Annotated in this window: 7 protein-coding genes and 2 pseudogenes; 1 reads left to right on the forward strand and 8 read right to left on the reverse strand. The window is 69.9% G+C overall.

Going from position 1 to position 16,426, the window contains the following annotated elements; genetic code table 11:
• Nucleotides 1-185: 185 nt before the first annotated feature.
• A complete protein-coding gene (locus tag G4D86_RS41755) occupies nt 186-491 on the forward strand; it encodes a hypothetical protein (RefSeq protein WP_240360786.1) in 306 nt (101 codons plus the stop codon).
• Between the two features lie 144 nt (nt 492-635).
• Here the strand turns inward: G4D86_RS41755 and G4D86_RS41760 are convergent, their stop codons facing one another.
• The 8 genes and pseudogenes from G4D86_RS41760 to G4D86_RS41795 all read right to left on the reverse strand — a co-directional run bounded on the left by G4D86_RS41760 (nt 636) and on the right by G4D86_RS41795 (nt 16,424).
• Complete coding sequence (locus tag G4D86_RS41760) at nt 636-3,512, reverse strand: toll/interleukin-1 receptor domain-containing protein (protein ID WP_164000059.1); 2,877 nt, start codon at nt 3,510-3,512, stop codon at nt 636-638.
• Nucleotides 3,513-3,815: 303 nt separating this feature from the next.
• Nucleotides 3,816-3,932, reverse strand: a pseudogene (locus G4D86_RS41765) (IS3 family transposase); the annotation flags it as partial.
• 134 nt (nt 3,933-4,066) lie between these two features.
• Nucleotides 4,067-5,026: pseudogene (locus G4D86_RS41770) on the reverse strand (IS1380 family transposase); the annotation flags it as partial.
• A gap of 25 nt (nt 5,027-5,051) precedes the next feature.
• Nucleotides 5,052-7,043 carry a PAS domain-containing sensor histidine kinase gene (locus tag G4D86_RS41775; protein WP_164000061.1) on the reverse strand — a complete coding sequence of 664 codons (1,992 nt, stop codon included), beginning with the start codon at nt 7,041-7,043 and terminating at the stop codon, nt 5,052-5,054.
• Nucleotides 7,044-7,170: 127 nt separating this feature from the next.
• Nucleotides 7,171-9,933, reverse strand: a complete 2,763-nt coding sequence (locus tag G4D86_RS41780) for an alkaline phosphatase D family protein (protein ID WP_164000062.1) — start codon at nt 9,931-9,933, stop codon at nt 7,171-7,173.
• Between the two features lie 103 nt (nt 9,934-10,036).
• Nucleotides 10,037-10,903: a glycoside hydrolase family 25 protein gene (locus G4D86_RS41785; protein WP_164000065.1), complete on the reverse strand. Its 867-nt coding sequence runs from the start codon at nt 10,901-10,903 to the stop codon at nt 10,037-10,039.
• A 13-nt stretch (nt 10,904-10,916) separates the two neighbouring features.
• Nucleotides 10,917-11,927 carry a hypothetical protein gene (locus G4D86_RS41790; protein WP_164000067.1) on the reverse strand — a complete coding sequence of 337 codons (1,011 nt, stop codon included), beginning with the start codon at nt 11,925-11,927 and terminating at the stop codon, nt 10,917-10,919.
• A gap of 321 nt (nt 11,928-12,248) precedes the next feature.
• Nucleotides 12,249-16,424, reverse strand: coding sequence for an IPT/TIG domain-containing protein (locus tag G4D86_RS41795; protein ID WP_164000069.1), 4,176 nt, complete (start codon nt 16,422-16,424; stop codon nt 12,249-12,251).
• Nucleotides 16,425-16,426: the final 2 nt, after the last annotated feature.

Below are 16,426 nucleotides of genomic sequence, written 5' to 3' on the forward strand. Positions count from 1 at the left end.
CCCCCCCTGGTTGCGGACGCTCAGGGCTTGCCGAGGTGCGTCCAGCAGGCGGGCCGAGACTCAGCTCCCCGTGTAGGCGCGCTCAAGGCCAGCGATGTCGATCTTCTGCATTCCGAGCAAGGCGCACCGCGGCTGCTTGTTGGGAGGGGGCCGGACGTCCACCTCCGTCCAGCGCAGCCGTTCTCATGTTCCACCACTCGGGCCTGGACCTGTCCCTCTACCAGTCCATGGAGCTGTGGGTGCACGGCGGCTCCGCCGGTGGCCAGGCGGTGCGGCTGGTCCTCCATGACGGCTCGCAGGCGCTGGGCAGCATCCGGCTGGACACGGCGTTGGGCGGCCCCATCGCCGCGGGCAGCTGGCAGAAGGTGAGCATTCCCCTCAGCAGCCTGGGCATCAGCTCGGGCACCCTGCAGGACCTGTACTTCCAGGACGACTCGGGCGCGGACCAGCCCGTGGTGTTCCTGGATGACATCTCGCTCATCCCCCGCTGAGCCCTGCTACCGGGCCCCATGGCCGGAGCGTGGGGGCCTTGCGGCGGGTGCGCTACGGCGACTCGCAGGTGAAGGCGGTGACGGTGCCTTCCCCGCTGTCGCCCAGGAATAGGAATCCGTGGCGCGCAGCCTCTACCGCGGGCCTTATTCCGGCTCAGGCACCGCGAGCCTGCTGGCCGCTTCGGCCTCGAGGTCTTCCGCGTTCAGCAGCAGCACACGCAGACCGAAGCTGTCGCCAACCACGGCCCGCCGGCCGTCCGCGCTGAACTGGCAGAAGTCCAGCAGTCCCATCAGCGACTGCGTCGCACGTGGCCGCAGCTCGCCCCCCGGGGCATCGAGCTCCCACACCTCTGCGACGGCGCCCTCCGGCAGGCCCACGAGCGTGCCGGCATCGTCGAGGCACACGGCGGACAGGCCTCCCGTGCCGCTCATGGTGCGCGAGGCTCGCAGCTTCCGCTCGGGCACCGACCAGACCTCGATTGCGGGCAGGGGGTTGAGTAAGCGCGAAGGGGGTTTGACGGCCGAGGCCAGCGCCAGCGTGTGGCCATTGGCCGAGAACGCCATCGAGCGCACCAGGTAGGCGGTCCGCGTCCGCATCAGCACCTTCGCCGCCGACACATCCACCACGACGACCTCCGGCCCTCCGGGCGACATGAAGGATGCCGCGAGCGTCCTGCCGTCCGGCGCCAGCACCAGGCTTTCGGCACAACTCGCGGGCAGATCCTTCACGTCCAGTGGCGTCAGGGCCTGTCCCGAGCCGGCGAACAGCCTCCCCCGGCCCACGGAGACGGCCAGCGCATCCGAGCCTCGCGCGAGCGCGGCCTGCCGCGAGCACCCGCCAGACGCCGCGGGGAAGTCCAGCCGCTTCTGCGGCTCACCCCCGGGCCAGCCGGTAGAGCCCCAGAGCGCGTCGCGAGTCGCGATGTCGATGCCGCCGTCCGTGCCTTCTCGCAGGCGCAGCGCCTGCACGGCTCCCGCGACGTGCAGGGCCGTCAGCCGCGCCGCGGACCGCAGGTCCCACAGCTCGATGTCGGTGCCCTGCGGCAGGAAACGCGTCCGGGTCGCGACCACGGCGCGGGCGGCCTCGCGGTCGGCGACGGCGGTGGCCACCTCCGCGAGGAGGTGTGACGTCCTGCCCTGGCGCGAGAGCAGATCGCCCCAGATTCGCACGCGGCCATCACTCGCCGCGGTGACTCCCGACGAGCCGGGACCGAGCGAGAAGAAATGCCAGATGTATTGGGGATGATAGAAGCGGGCCACCTCCTCGCCGCTGCCGATGTCCAGCAACGAGGCCCAGTGCTCCGTCCCCCCGGACATGCGGTGTACGGCCAGCAGCCGGTGCCCATCGGCGCTCACCGGCAGCCGGTCTCCCGCCGGGAGCGTGCCGGTCAGATAGGCCTCGTGAAAGCCCAGGCCGTCCGCCTGGACGAACAGCTGTTTCGGCTGGTGCCAAGCCTTGTACAGCCCATCGGCGGTGTGGGCGAGGAGCCAGCCCCTGGACGTGACGGCCAGCGCATCCACGCGCGCCAGCGGGAGCTGCTGCAGCAGCGCACCGTCGGAGAGACGGCGGATGCCAATCATGCCCCGGTAGGCGCTGATGAAGAGCTCGCGCCGCGAGTCGAACACCGCGGGCGGCGCCGCCCCGGGCGGGACGTCGTCCTCGGAGAGCGGCTCCCCCCAGATGCACTGGGGCTGCGTGCCCGCCCGGTTCCGCCAGACCTCGAGCGCGCTGCCGCTGCCCACCAGCAGGCTCTCGCCACGCTCATCAAAGCCGAGCGCCGAGATTGCCTTGTGCGGGGTGGCCCCGGGGTTGATGAAGCCCTCGAAGGCCACCCCTCCATCGGGATGCCGCGCCATGACCGCGACGTGGCCTTCGCCGGTGCCAACCGCCATCCACCTTCCGTCCGCGGAAAGCGCCATCCGCGTGACCTCCACCTGCAGGTGGATGGGGGGACGCTCGCTCCAGCGCGTGCCCTCCAGCACGCGGATGCGGGTGCCGGCCGCAGGAAACTGCCGGGTGGCGGCGACCAGGGCTCCATCGCGGTCAAACGCCAGCTCCATGATGTCCTCCAGGACCTCCAGCGGATGGGTCAGCACCACCTTGCGCTGCCGCAGGTCGACCACGCAGAGCCGTTCCGACTTCCCGATGGCGAGGAAGCGGCCCGTGCCATCCAGCGCGGCGACGTGGGGCGTGCAGTCCGTCTGGATGTCCGCGAGCAGGGGCGTCAACACCGTCAGGGCCGCGCGCAGCGGCTCCTCCATCAGCAGGCCCTGGTGCTTGCGCAGCGCCTCCAGCCCCAGCCGCACCGCCAGGTCCGGAGCCGCTGGCCGGCCGCGGCGTACGCCATCGGCCGTCGCGGCCAGGGCCTGCGCCTCGGCCACCCGGGCGCTCTCCGCCGCACGGGCCTGGAACCCGGCGGCCACGGCGACCAGCAGGACGAGCAGCGCGGACAGGCCCGCTACGCTCCAGCGCGCGAGCGTGTTGCGCCCGGTGAAGTCCTTCTCGGACTCGATGCGGCGCAGCACTTCATCCGCGGGGGCGGGCGGGTCCAGCTGCTGTGCGCTCTCCACCAGCCAGGTCTTGCCGGCCAGGCCGGGCCAGGTCTCCGGCGTCACCGTGCCGTCGACGTTGATGACGATGACGCGCGTCCGGTGCTTCAGGTACGTCTCGATTTCACGCCTCACCCACTTGCCCTCGGCAGGGTCCGCGGCGAGCGGCGTGCCCACGACAATCAGCAACTGGCTGCGGCGCAGCGCGCGTTCAATCTGCTCCGGAAAGTCGCCGCTGGGGGATATCTCCGTGACGTCGCGAAAGCAGGCCAGGTCCTGGGAGCGCAGGTGGTGCTCCAGCGCCAGTGCATAGCTAAGCCCGTCCTTGCGCTTGTAGGAGATGAAGACGTCATAGCCAAACAGCCATGCACGAAGACGGGCGAAGAACCCGGTTTCCAGCGGCTGGGACGGCGGGGCCGCGGCCGCGCCGGGGACCACGTTGGAACCTTCGCGATGGCTGGGACGGAGCATGCGAGAACCTGGACCGGGGTTGGACATCGTGCGGACGGGCGGCCTCCGCTCAGAAGCTGCCGGACAGCCCGCCCATGAAGCCACCTCGCGGTGCCGGCGCCACCACGGGCGCCAGCAGCAACCCCGGCTCGGGGCGCCTCCGGGGCTCGGCGCGCGGGCCCGTGGAGGACGAGGAGCCGGACAGCTCTAAGCCGATGATGGCGCCCAGCATCCCGGCCGCGGGGACGCTGAGGAAGACCAGGTCGTCCTCATTCCTGGGGAAGTATGAGATTGGGCTTGCCCCGTTTTCGTTGGACAGGTTCGTCAAGCTGCTGCACGCCGGGTCGAGGCGTCCCGCTCGTACTGCTCGGGGCTGACATAGCCCAGTGCGGAGTGCCTGCGGCGGCGGTTGTACCACGCCTCAATGTACTCAAACAGCGCCCGCCACACCGGGCACGGACAGAGGGCTGGTGTCGTAGCGTAGCCAGCAGGGGCTCTCCGTGCACAGCTGTTCGGCGATGCGAGCGAAGAGGTTTCGCACCGGAGCCGCGGCGCTCAGCGACAGCACGACGCGGCGGACACTGACGCGCACGAGGGCGGCGGACACTGACGCGCACGAGGGCGGCGACCTTCAGCAGGCGCAGCCGGAGGCTGCCAGCCTGAGCTCTCTCCATCTCGGTGCCCCGCAGGCCGAAGTGGCGCAGGAGGTTGAGGAGCACGTAGGCCACGGAGGCAAACCACAGACGCAGCTGGTTGGCGCGAAGCGTATGGGCGCTGGTCCGGTCGGCGAAGAGGCCCAGCTGCTGCTCCTTGATGCGGTTCTCCATGTCGCCTCTGGCGCAGTAGAGCTCCTCGTAAAGGGACTGCGCCGGGTACGTCTGCTCGCAGAAGGACGTGACGACGAAGCGCGGGTTGTGCTTGTCACCCAGCCACTCCGCCTTGGCCACCACGCGGCGCTCCCGCGTCCAGGAGTCGCGTGTCTGGTAGCGCAGCTCGCAGTAGGCGCGCGTCGGCGCGCCGTCGCGTTCCTCCTGCGACACCGCGCGCACCAGCTTCAGGTCCGCCGCAATCATCTGCTCCAACCGCTTGTTGCGGGCCAGGCGGAAGACGAAGTCGACGCCGGTGTCCTCGCACCACGCCATGAGGTCATCTCTGGCGAAGCCCGAGTCGGCGCGCAGCACCAGCTTGGCGTCGGGCCAGCGTTCGCGAATGCGGGCCACGATTCGCTGCACCTCCTCCATCGCCCCCGCGGCCGCGTCGATGCCAGAGGTGCGCAGCTTGGCGGCCAGCAGGAAGTCGCCCGCGAAGATGTAGAGCGGCATGTAGCAGTAGTTGCCGTAGTAGCCGTGGAAGAAGCGCCCCTCCTGGGTGCCGTGGATGGGGTCGTCGGTCGCGTCCAGGTCCAGCACCACCTCGCGCAAGAGCCGTGGGTGGGCGTCCAGGAAGGCGTCGACAAAGAAGTGCTCGATGGCCTGCGCGTGGTAGATGGAAAGCCTTGAGAACTCTCCACTTATCGGTCGGTCGCTACGCGGTGTTCCCTCTACCCGTGATCGATCCGGGCTAGCCCGTTGCTCGCGAGAGGGGCAGGCGCACCGTGAAGGTGGCGCCCTGGCCGGGGCTGGACTCCACCTGGATGGAGCCGTTCATCGCGTCGACGATCTGCCGGGTGATGTAGAGCCCCAGCCCGAGCCCGCCGTAGTGCCGCTCCGACACGGCGCGCTCGAACTTGCCGAAGATGCGCGACAGGTCGTCCTGGGAGATGCCGATGCCCTGGTCCTTCACCGTCACCATGGCCATGTCCCCCTCTCGCCCGAGTCTCACCTCCACCGGCTTGCCCGCGCCGTAGCGCACGGCGTTGCTCAGCAGGTTCCCCACCACCTGTTCCACCCGCAGCGGGTCCCACAACCCCACCAGCGGCTGCCCGGCGTCCCGCACGGTGATGGTGATGCCCAGCCGCTGGAACTCGTCGCGGAAGGCCTGTGAGATCTGCTCCACCAGGAGGCCCAGGTCGACCTCTCTCGGCTCCAGGGTCAGCCGCCCCGCCGTCAGCCGGGACACGTCCAGCAGCGTGTAGATGAGCCCGGCGAGCCGGCCGACCTGCCGCTCCAGGGCCGCGGAGCGGGAGGCGAGCTGCGCGGCCAGCTCGGGGCTGCCGAGGGCGAGCTGCCGCAGCAGGAGCTGCAGTTGCAGTCGCAGGCTCGTCAGCGGCGTGCGCAGCTCGTGCGCGGCCACGGTGAGGAACTCGTCCCGCACCCGCACGGCCTCCTCGGCTTCCCGCAGCAGGCGCACGCGCTCGCTCTCCGCCCGCCTTGCCTCGCTGATGTCCGTGTGCGCGCCAATCCACTCCCGAAGGGAGCCATCCGGGGCGAACACCGGCACGGCCCGCACCAGGAACTGGCGGTACTCGCCGTCGTGGCGGCGTACGCGGCTCTCCATCCGCAGGGGCTCCCTGCGCGCCACCGCCCGCCGCCACTGCTCCAGGGTTTGCAGTCTGTCATCGGGGTGCACGGCCTCGAGCCAGCCCAGGGGGGACGTGGCCTTCTTCGGGTCCTGCCCGGTGTAGGCCACCCAGCTCCGGGATTCCGGCCCGACCCCGCCGTCGGCGTCCGTCGTCCACACCATCTGCGTGGTGGCCTCCACCAGCGAGCGGAAGCGCTGCTCGCTCAGGTAGATGCTCTGCAGCACCCTCTTGAACTCGGAGACGTCGAAGAAGGAGGCGACCGCCATGGCGGGCTCCTGTTCTCCAGGGTGGCGCAGCGGCTGGGCGTTGATGGAAAGCCAGATGAGCGTGCCGTCGGGCCGATGCACCCCCATGGGGACACTCCTCACCGGCTCGCCGGTGCGCAGTGCCACCATGGCCGGATGCTCGTCCCCAGCGAAGGGCGAGCCGTCCTCGTGGATGGCCCGCCACCGCGGGTCCATGGAGGTGCGGCCCGTCAGCTGGTCCAACGTCAGCCCGAGGATGCGCTCGGCGCTCGCGTTGGCGGTGATGATGTCCCCCTGCCGGCCCTGCACGACGATGCCCTCGTCGAGCGCGGCCAGGATGGCCCGGTAGCGTGCCTCGCTCTCGCCGAGCGCCTGGGCGGCCGCCTCCGCGCGAGCCCGGGCGGCGCGCTCGCTCGCCAGCAGCTCCCGCTGCTGCTCCTGGAGCTGGCGCCGCTCGGTGACGTCCTCCACGAAGGCGTACAGCTCGGTGGTGGCGCCGTCGCGGCGCACCGGGTGGAAGCTGATGCAGTAGATATTCCGTGCCTCCGGCCGCGCCGGAGATTCGAAGGCCAGCACCTCGTGCTCCACGGACTGGCCCGTGTCGAGCACCTGGCGCGCGCAGCGGATGAACTGCTCGGCGGCGGGCGAGGGCCGGAGCACTTCGTGTGCGCGCCTGCCGAGGTAGGCCTCTCGAAGCTGGCCGGTGGTGGCCACCAGCTGCATGGCCACCAGCCGGTCATTGAGCTCCACGAAGCGCAGCTCCGAGTCCAGGACCGCGATGCCCAGCGGAGCCCATGACAGCAGCCCCTCGAGCCTCTCCCTGCCGTCTCGCGGTTCCCGCGACATGTGGTCAGCCTCCACCCTCGACGCGCGGGGTCCCCCTCGGGCACTCGTATAGAATTGCAATCCATGGCCCGGAGGGGAGCCGAAAGAAGCAGTAGCCAGGGGCTCGGTGCGCCTGTCCTCCATCCTCTCAGGGAGAGATGCTGTTCTCCGTGAGGGTCACCGGGCCGTAGCGCACCACGTTGTTGGAGTCGTAGTACCGCACCGTCAGCGTGGCCGGGCTCACGGTGGTGTTCACGTCGAACACTCCGTACACGGGCGTCGTGTCGTACAGGAAGAGCACCTGCGGGTCCGACGTCGTGGGCGCCACGCGGCGGGTCGTGGCCACCGGGGTGGGCATGAACTCGTAGAGGTTGTACGGCGCGATGTCATTCAGCTTGAACGCGCCCGACCAGTGCTGGTCACCCGACAGCAGCACCACCCCACGGATGTTGTTGTTCTTGATGTAGTTGAAGAGCTCCGCGCGCTCGGCCTTGAAGCCCCCCCACGCGTCACTGCCCGTCGTGCCGAAGTCGTTCCACGGCACCGAGGACACCAGGAACTTGAACTTCGCCGTGGAGGCGGAGAGCCACGCCTTCAGGTCTGCCTTCTGCGTCGCCCCGAGCATCGTCTCGCCCACGTCATTGGTGGACGTGTTCTGCGTCCGGAAGCTGCGCGTATCGAGGACGTAGAAGTCCGCCTGTCCCACCCGGAACGAGTAGTACAGCTCGCCGGCCGTCCGCGGCGTCGGCGCCTGGTTGGCGACGTAGGCCTCATACGCGGCGCGCGCCGGGACGTACTTGCCCGTCTTGCCGTTGTCCCAGTCATTCTGGATTTCGTGGTCGTCCCAGATCATGAACATGGGACTCTTTCGCATCAGCGAGCGGAGCGAGGACTGGGCCCAGTTCTGCCGGTACTTCGCCAGGTACTGCTCGTACGTGGAGGCGACGACGGCACCCGAGTCCGCGTACACCAGGTCGCCGATGAACAGTGTGAGGTCGGGGTTCTTGTCCGCGAGCTTGTCGAAGATCTCGACCTGGGCGCTCTTCGCCGGGTCCGGCTCGTAGATCCACCCGGCGGACACGTCCGCGCCGAAGGCGAAGCGGAAGGTGCCCGCCGTGCCCGGCGTCCTCAGCGTCCCCACGGTGGCCTGGGATTGCGAGTCCACTTCGCAGTCCACCACCGGCCGGTAGTCATAGGCCGTGTTCGCCGCGAGCCCCGTGAGCGTCACGACGGCGGTGAGGTCCTTGTTCACGTCGAAGAGGGCCTCGGCGCTGGTGAGCCAGACGTTGCTCGACGCCGGCTTGTACTGCACCCGGAAGGTGCGCTCGGCATGGCCCCGGGCCCAGACCTTCACCGAGGTGTCCGTCACCGACGCCAGCACCGGCCCCAGCGCCAGCCCCGGCACGAGGCCCCGGTACACGCCCACCATGCCCGACGCGGGGTCGGAGTAGGGCGCCTCGCCGGGCACGCCCACCGCCACGTCACTCCTGCCGTCGGCATTCGAGTCACCGATGGCGAGCGCGGTGCCGAACCCGTCCCCGGGCTCGTTGGACGACCCCAGGTCCTGCTGGGTCAGGCGGCGGCCCGTCTGTAGATTGGCCGGCGTCCCCGCGTAGAGGAAGACGGCCCCGGAGTTGACGCCGCCCGTGGGCGACTCGTTGGGGGCACCCACCACGAGGTCGTCGTAGCCATCCGCGTCCACGTCTCCGGCCGCCAGCGCCCGGCCGAAGCCATCCGACAGCTCGACCGGGTCGCCGCCGCTGTTCTCCTGCGAGCGCCAGTAGCCCGTGAGGCTGCCCGCCGTGCCGGGGAACACGAAGATGCTGCCGCCGCGAGGAAAGCCGCCGGGGGCCTCGTCGGGCGCGCCCACGACGAGGTCGGCCTTGTGGTCCTTGTTGAAGTCGCCCAGCGTCAGCGCGGCGCCGAAGTGGTCCCCCGGCTCATCACTTCCGCCGGCCTGCGTCTGCGAGAACCAGCTCCCCGTGGTGAGGCCGGTGCCGCTGCCCTTGAAGAGGAACACCGCGCCGCTGTCGGTGGCGTCTCCCAGGTCTTCATACGGCGTTCCGATGAAGAGGTCGTCGTACCCGTCGCCGTTGAAGTCCCCCGCGGCCAGCGCGTGGCCGAAGCGGTCCCCGTCCGTGTTGGACCCACCGCCCTGCGACTGGCTCTTGATGGGCCCCGCCTGGAGCCCGGAGGTGGAGCCCCGGAGGAGGAAGACCACGCCCGAGCCGTCCTCGTTGGGAGCGGACGCGGCCAGGTCGTCATAGCCGTCGTGGTTGAAGTCCCCCGCGGCCAGCGCGTAGCCGAGCTGGTCGTTCGCCTGCATCACGCCGCCGAGGGCCTCCTGGTCCTTGAAGGTGCCCCCGTGCAGCCCGGTCGCCGAGCCGAGGAAGACGTAGACGACACCGTCGTTGGTGTCGCCCCGGTCCTCCAGGGGCGCGCCCACCGCCAGGTCGCCATAGCCGTCGCCGTTGAAGTCGCCGGTGGCCAGCGAGAAGCCGAACCGGTCTCCCGCCTCGTTGCTCCCTCCGCCCGTGGACTGTGTCAGCACGGTGCCCGTCCCCAGGCCCGTGGACGAGCCTGGGAACACGAACACCGCCCCGGAGCGCGCCGTGCCCACCTCGTCGTCGGGGGCGCCCACCACGAGGTCCGCATACCCGTCGTGGTTGAAGTCCCCCCACGCGACGGCGCCGCCGAACCGGTCCCCTGCCACGTTGGTGCCGCCTCCGGTGGTCGGCATGAGCAGGGTCGACTGGTAGCGGGCCTGCGGCGGACAGACGATGCCCGCCAGCGCGGCACCCGGGGAGAGGATGGCGCCGGCGCCCAGAAACAGCAGGGCCGCCACACGCAGCCGGCCTCTCGGGTCGGTGCGCATGGCGGCGCTGAGATGAGGATTCGTCGTTGTGTGCATGAACCAGCCCCTGAAAGAGAGAAAGCCTCTCTTTCAACGGCGACCGGCTGGATTCTTCCTCAGAAGGCGAAGCGGGCCTGCAGCCTCCGAGGCCGGAGCCGGCCTACTTCGCCTGCGCCGCGAAGAGCGTCTTCAGCTCCTCCGAGGTGCCGTTGAAGTAGCTCTGGTCGACCTCCCCGTCGATGCCCTCCACGCGGCCCTTCTCCGTGTACTGCCAGAAGTGCCACTGCTTCCACCCCTTGGGGATCCGGGGCTCGGTCTGTTTCGTGTACGCGGCGAGCCAGAGCGGGTGGTCGATGAAGTAGGGGTGGTCGCAGAAGCTGGTGCTCCACGTCACGTGGTTCGTGTAGATCATCGGCTTGCGGCCGAGCGCCTTCTCCACGCCCTGGGAGAACTGCTGGAGCTTCCCCGCGAGCTGCTCGCAGGTGAAGCCGTCGTACTCCTTCTTGAACTCCTCCACGTCCACGACGGGAGGCAGTTCACCCGGGTCCGGCTTCAGGTGCCGTGTGAAGTTGGCCACCTGTTTGGCCACGTCCTCCTTCGGGTGGAAGAAGTGGTAGGCGCCGCGCGGGAGCCCCGCCTTTTTGGCCCCGCTCCAGTGCGTCTTGAAGTCCGGGTCCACCTCGCCCGTGGTCTCCGTCGCCTTCACGAAGACGAAGGCGGCCTTGCCCTTGAGCGCGTCCCACTTCACCTTCGGCTGGTAGCGGGAGACGTCGACGCCCTGCACCCAGGCCCTGGCCACCGGGGCCTTCGCGGGCTCGGCGGCGGGCGCTGCGGCGGGAGCAGGGGCGGCCTGCGCCACGACGGCCGGGGGCGCCGCTTCGGGAGCCTTCGCCTCCGGAGCCGGTGCCACGGAGGGCGCCTGCGCCTCCAGGGACTCGCGCGCGGGGGCGCTCGGTGAGGTGCAGGCCACGAGCAGCAGGGTGCCCATCAGGCCCAGGGGCCTCATCACGGGGTTCCACGGGGACATGGTTGTTCTCCTCTCAGTACACGACGAAGTTGAGGGTGAGGTTGGGACGAACGCGCTGCGTTCCACCCAGGGGAAGGTGGACGCCACCACCCAGGGCCACGCCCAATTGCTTGCCGCGCACGGTCGGGCTGTAGGTGACGAAGGCGTCCCCGCCGCTACCCTCCAGGGAGTCGAAGTCGGAGGAGAGCCCGCCCGCGAGGCCGACATCTCCCAGCCGCACCACGCTGGCCGAAGCGCCGAAGCGCAGCAGGTGCTCCGAGCGGAACGAGGTCGCCATGGTGGCCATCCACCCCGGGCCCCACTTCATCCACCCGTCGCCAGGCGGTCCCTCCTGGGGAGGATTGGCGTAGGTGAAGTTCGCATCCACCAGGTGGGCCTCGGCCAGCTCGCGGTACTGCTCTGCTCCCTGGCCGTCGGCGGAGACCTCCATGAGCTGGATGCGCTCGGCCATCAGCGAGCCGTCCTTTTGCTGCACGACGGTGCCCTTCACGCGGAAGAGCTGCTTCATCTCCAGGTCCTCATCGCCCTGGACCCAGATGTCGGGGTCGTTGAGGTGGATGCGGCCGTCCTTGTCCGCGAACGCGTAGGAGATGACCGGCTTCGCGGAGGGCGTGGTGTCACCGGGCCCGGACGGAGGCGAGGGCTCCTCGTGCGCCTCCTCCGTTCCATCCGGCGCGCGCTGCTTCAGCTCGAGGATGGAGTCGGACAGACTCTTCACGACGAGGGCGTGGTCGCGGCGGAACTTCTCGAAGTCCGCGTCCCTCGCGGTGAGCAGCGCGTTGTACTTCTTCTCCAGGTCCGCCGGCGTCACCAGCTGGGAGCGCATCATCCCGAGCTGCGCGTTGAAGGCTTCAATCTCCTTCTCGTGCTCGGTGAGGTGGCCCGAGAGCTGGCGCTGGTACTCGGCCTCGCGCTTCTCGTAGTCCGCGTCGCGATAGCGGTGGTAGAGGTACGCGCCGCCCGCGGCTGAGCCGAGCACGAGCAACGGCACTCCCAACAACCAGCCTGACGTGCGCAGCGACATGGGCTCTCCCCCGCGGCTCCGGCTTCTCGGGGGAGAAGACCGGGTGCGTGCGCAGGGGTACTGCGGGCCGCGTGCCAGCGCCGCGTGCCGCCCTCTTGAGAGGGAGGGCGGGGCGCCACCTGTGAGCCTTCGCCGGCCTCCGCGTCCCGCCAGGACGCGGGCCGATCATGGAGGGACGCAGGAGGGGCTCGCGATGGAGCCGTTTCCCGCACGAGCGCTCGGAGGCCAGGCCGCGAGTCGGGCCTGGTGGCGCCCGCGTCAAGTCGCGGGCCGGGCCGCCCGGGGCCAGGAACCCCGAGCGGCCACGAGTCCGCGCTGCGCTCAGGGCGCGACGACGGTGCCCATGTTGCCGCCGGAGAAGCCGTCGCCGAACTTGCCGCCGCCACCGCGGTCGTTGCGGTCGCCGTAGCAGTACGGCCCGCCATTGAGCGAGTACCGGTAGATGTAGGACGTGCCGACGGGCAGGTCCGGCAGATTCACGGAGAACTGGTCGTTGCTGCCCTCATCGCTGAGGAACGGCGCTGCGACCCAGGTCCATCCGGAGACACCCGGGTCGCTGCTCGCGCTGCCGTAGCCGAGCTCCGCGACGATGCCCGCACCCGCGCCACCCTGGTTGGTGACACCATCCTCGTACACCTGACCGTAGACGGTCCGGGCTCCATCGATGTCACTCGTCTTGATGGAGAACGGCCACTGCAGGTTGCAGTAGTCAATGTCCATGTGCTTGCCCACGGTGAGGGCATGCTGCTGCCCCATCGTGTAGCCGCCCACGTCGTTGCCGTCCTTGTCGCAGTACGTCCACGCGGTGCCGTCCGTGGTGTAGCGCAGGCTCACCGCGCGGGTGCCCTCGTAGGCCGGGTGGACGGTCGTGCTGAACTCGTCCGTGTTCGCCTCGCCTGACGCCTCGCCCGAGTACGGCGCGACCTTCCAGGTGAAGGCCGCCGGATTGGCGGAGGCATCCACGTCGCTGGCGCCCACGCCCACCTGCACCTGGAGGTTGCCGGCCGGGGCGCCCGAGCCATCGGTGACACCGGTGATGCGCACGCGGCCGGTGGCCGTGACGGCGTCACCGCTGCCCACCGTGGTGCCGCTCACGCTCTGCAGACGGCAGACCGCGAGGGGGGCGGGAGGGGCCTCGACCACCAGCGTGCCCGTCTTCGCCGCATCGAAGTCCGTGGCGCTGCTGCCGCCGTCCGCGTCGCAGTAGAGGAACGCGCCGCCGTTCACCTGGAAGCGGTAGGCGAAGCGGTAGTTGCCCACCACGCCCGGGTTGGGCAGCGTGGCGTCGTACTCGTCGTTGTTGCCGATGTCGTTCTTGAACTGGGCGGTCGACCAGCTCCAGCTCGCCGAGGTGGTGGGGTCCTGGCCCGCTGGGCCCCAGCCGAGCTGCCCCACGACTCCGGCGCCCGCGCCCGCCCCGGCCGTCACGCCGTCCACCCACAGCTGCCCGACCACCTTCCGGTCGGCAGTCGCGGTGGTGACGTACGTCACCGACTCCGGCGTGGTGTTCCCATCCGGCCCCAGCTTGCAGTAGCCGACGGTGGTGGGGGCCTGCGGCGCGCTCACGGTGAGCGTGCCCATCTTCGCCGTGTCGAAGCCCGAGGCACCGCCGCTGTTGCCGTCCGCGTCGCAGTAGAGGAACGCGCCGCCATTGACCTGGAAGCGGTAGGCGAAGCCGAAGCTGCCCACCACGCCCGGGTTGGGCAGCGTGGCCTCGTACTCATCGTTGTCACCGATGTCGCCCTTGTACGCGCCAGACGTCGCCCAGCTCCAGTTCGCCGAGGTCGTCGGGTTCTCTCCCGCGGGGCCCCAGCCGAGCTGCGCCACGATGTTGCCGCCCTTGCCCGTACCGGTGGTCACGCCCTGCACCCACACCTGGCCCACCACCTTCCGGTCGGCTGTCGCGGTGGTGACGTACGCCACCGTCTCCGGCGTGGTGTTCCCATCCGGCCCCAGCTTGCAGTAGCCGATGGTGGTGGGGACCTGCGGCGCGCTCACGGTGAGCGTCCCGAGCTTCGTCGTGTCGAAGTCCGTGGCGCTGCTGCCGCCGTCCGCATCGCAGTAGAGGAACGCGCCGCTGTTCACCTGGAAGCGGTACGCGAAGCCATAGCTGCCCGCCGAACCCGGGTTGGGCAGGGCGGCTTCGTATTCGTCGTTGTTACCGAGGTCGGCCTTGTACGCGGCCGACGTCGCCCAGTTCCAGTTCGCCGAGGTGCGCGGGTCCTCACCCGCAGGCCCCCAGCCGAGCTGCGCGACGACTCCGGTGCCCGCGCCCGTCCCGGTCGTCACACCGTCCACCCAGACCTGGCCCAGCACCTTCCGGTCGCCCGTCGCGGTGGTGGCGTACGTCACCGTCTCAGGCGTGCCGTTCCCGTCCGGACCCAGCTTGCAGTAGCCGACGACCTTGGGCACCACGACCTCACCGGTGACGTTGAGCGTGCCCAGCTTCGTCGTGTCGAAGCCCGCGGCCCCACCGCTGTTGCCGTCCGCGTCGCAGTACAGGAACGCGCCGCCATTGACCTGGAAGCGGTACGCGAAGCTGGAGGTGCCCTCCACGCCCGGGTTGGGCAGGGTGGCCTCGTACTCGTCGTTGTTACCGCCGATGTCGCCCTTGTACGCGGCCGCTGTCGACCAGTTCCAGCTCGCCGAGGTGGCCGGGTTCTCTCCCGAGGGGCCCCAGCCGAGCTGGGCCACGACGTTGTCGCCCTTGCCCGGGCTCGTCGTCACGCTCTGCACGTACACCTGGCCCAGCACCTTGCGGCTGGCCGTCGCGGTGGTGGCGTACGTCACCGTCTCAGGCGTGTTGTTCCCATCCGGCCCCAGCTTGCAGTAGCCGATGACCTTGGGCACGACGATTTCACCGGTGACGTTGAGCGTGCCCAATTGGTTCAGCTCGAAGTCCTGGCCACCGTCGTCGACGCCGTTGCCGTCACACACCCGCACCGGGCCGCCGTTGGCGGCGAAGCGCACCGCGTAGCGGTACTCGCCATTCACACCGGGGTTGGGGAGCGTGCCCTTCCACTCGTCGTTGACGGTGAAGTTGTCCTTGTTCCAGGCCAGGTTCGTGGACCAGTTCCACAGCGCCGACGTGCGCGGGTCCTCATTCGCGGGACCCCAGCCGAGCTGGCCGGTGAGGCCCGGGCCCGCGCCCACCTTGTCCGTGACGCCCGTCATGAAGACCTGGGCGTAGACCGTCTTCTGCCCGGACGTCTGCGTGGTCAGGTAGTTGATGGTCTCCGGCGCCTTCTGGTCCTCGCCAATCTTGCACCAGCCCACCTGCGGCTTCGGCGCCTCGTTGCCCACGGTGAGGGTGCCCAGCTTGCCCAGGTTGAAGGTCAGGTTGCCCTCGGTGCTGTCATTGACGCCGTCCGCGTCGCACACGCGCCAGGCGTTCTCGCTGATGCTGAAGCGGAAGGCGACGCGGTACTTGCCCTCGGTGCCCGGATTGGGCAGGTCTGCTTCCCACTCGTCGTTGTTGCCGTGCTCCGCCTTGTACGTGGCGTTGATCCACGTCCACCCGGTGGCGTCGCGCGGGTCCGAGTCCGCGGGGCCGATGCCCAGTTGCGCCACCAGGCCCGAGCCCGCGCCGGCGCCCTGGGTGATGCCCGCCGCGTACACCTGGCCCGCGACCTTGATGAGCGTCGAGTCCGTCGGCTTGTAGAACAGCTCCGGGTTGGCGCCGTTCCCGTCCGGGCCCAGCTTGCAGTAGTCCACCCGCGGCCGGGCGATGAACACCCGACGCATCATCTCCGCGGAGACGCCGTTGGCGATGCCGTCGCCGTCCGCCATCACCCACGTCTTCCCGCCGTCGATGGAGAAGCGGATGCTGACGACCCACTCGCGATTCTCGCCGCCAATCGCCGGCTGCAGGAGCACGTTGCCCTTGTAGACGTCCGCCTCGCCGCTGTCCGAGTCCGTCTCGTAGGTGGCCGCCTCCCAGGTGTAGCTGTCCATCTTGAGCAGCTCCGAGTCGCCCGCAGCGAAGCCCACCTGCGCGCGCACGCCGCCGGCCTGGCCCACGCCGCGCGTGAGGCCGGCCACGGTGATGGCGCCCCTCACGGTGATGCCCACCGGCTGTCCGCCGCTCACCGCGTCGGTGTTGCCGTTGAGCACCTCGGCCTGGTCGATGTTGGGCGCCGGCGGGCCCTCGTAGGTGAAGCCCTTCACCAGCACGCCGTACGCGCCATCCGGGTTCACCACCCGCACGTCGACCTGCGCCGACGTGGCCGTGGGCGTGTAGCCGTAGATGCGGAAGGCGTTGACCACCACGGTGCGCTGCAGCTCCTGGTCGCCCAGGAACACCTTCGCGCCGTCCTGGAAGCCGGAGCCATAGACGTTGAGGAGGGTGTTGCCGGCGATGGGGCCGCCCGTGGGCTGGAGTTCGCGCACGGTGGGCGGCGTCAGCTCGGGCGGGGTGCCTCCATCGGAGTCATCACCACACGCCACGGTGAGCAACGGCAATACGAGCAGCAGGGTCCTGAGACAACGCGACGACATCG

This window comes from Pyxidicoccus caerfyrddinensis, assembly GCF_010894405.1.
In the GTDB taxonomy this organism is placed as follows: domain Bacteria; phylum Myxococcota; class Myxococcia; order Myxococcales; family Myxococcaceae; genus Myxococcus; species Myxococcus caerfyrddinensis.

Coding starts and splice junctions, on each gene's coding strand:
- G4D86_RS41795 (WP_164000069.1), bottom strand. CDS start 16,424: ATGTCGTCGCGTTGTCTCAGGACCCTGCTGCTCGTATTGCCGTTGCTC.
- G4D86_RS41780 (WP_164000062.1), bottom strand. CDS start 9,933: ATGCACACAACGACGAATCCTCATCTCAGCGCCGCCATGCGCACCGAC.
- G4D86_RS41760 (WP_164000059.1), bottom strand. CDS start 3,512: ATGCTCCGTCCCAGCCATCGCGAAGGTTCCAACGTGGTCCCCGGCGCG.
- G4D86_RS41785 (WP_164000065.1), bottom strand. CDS start 10,903: ATGTCCCCGTGGAACCCCGTGATGAGGCCCCTGGGCCTGATGGGCACC.
- G4D86_RS41755 (WP_240360786.1), top strand. CDS start 186: ATGTTCCACCACTCGGGCCTGGACCTGTCCCTCTACCAGTCCATGGAG.
- G4D86_RS41775 (WP_164000061.1), bottom strand. CDS start 7,043: ATGTCGCGGGAACCGCGAGACGGCAGGGAGAGGCTCGAGGGGCTGCTG.
- G4D86_RS41790 (WP_164000067.1), bottom strand. CDS start 11,927: ATGTCGCTGCGCACGTCAGGCTGGTTGTTGGGAGTGCCGTTGCTCGTG.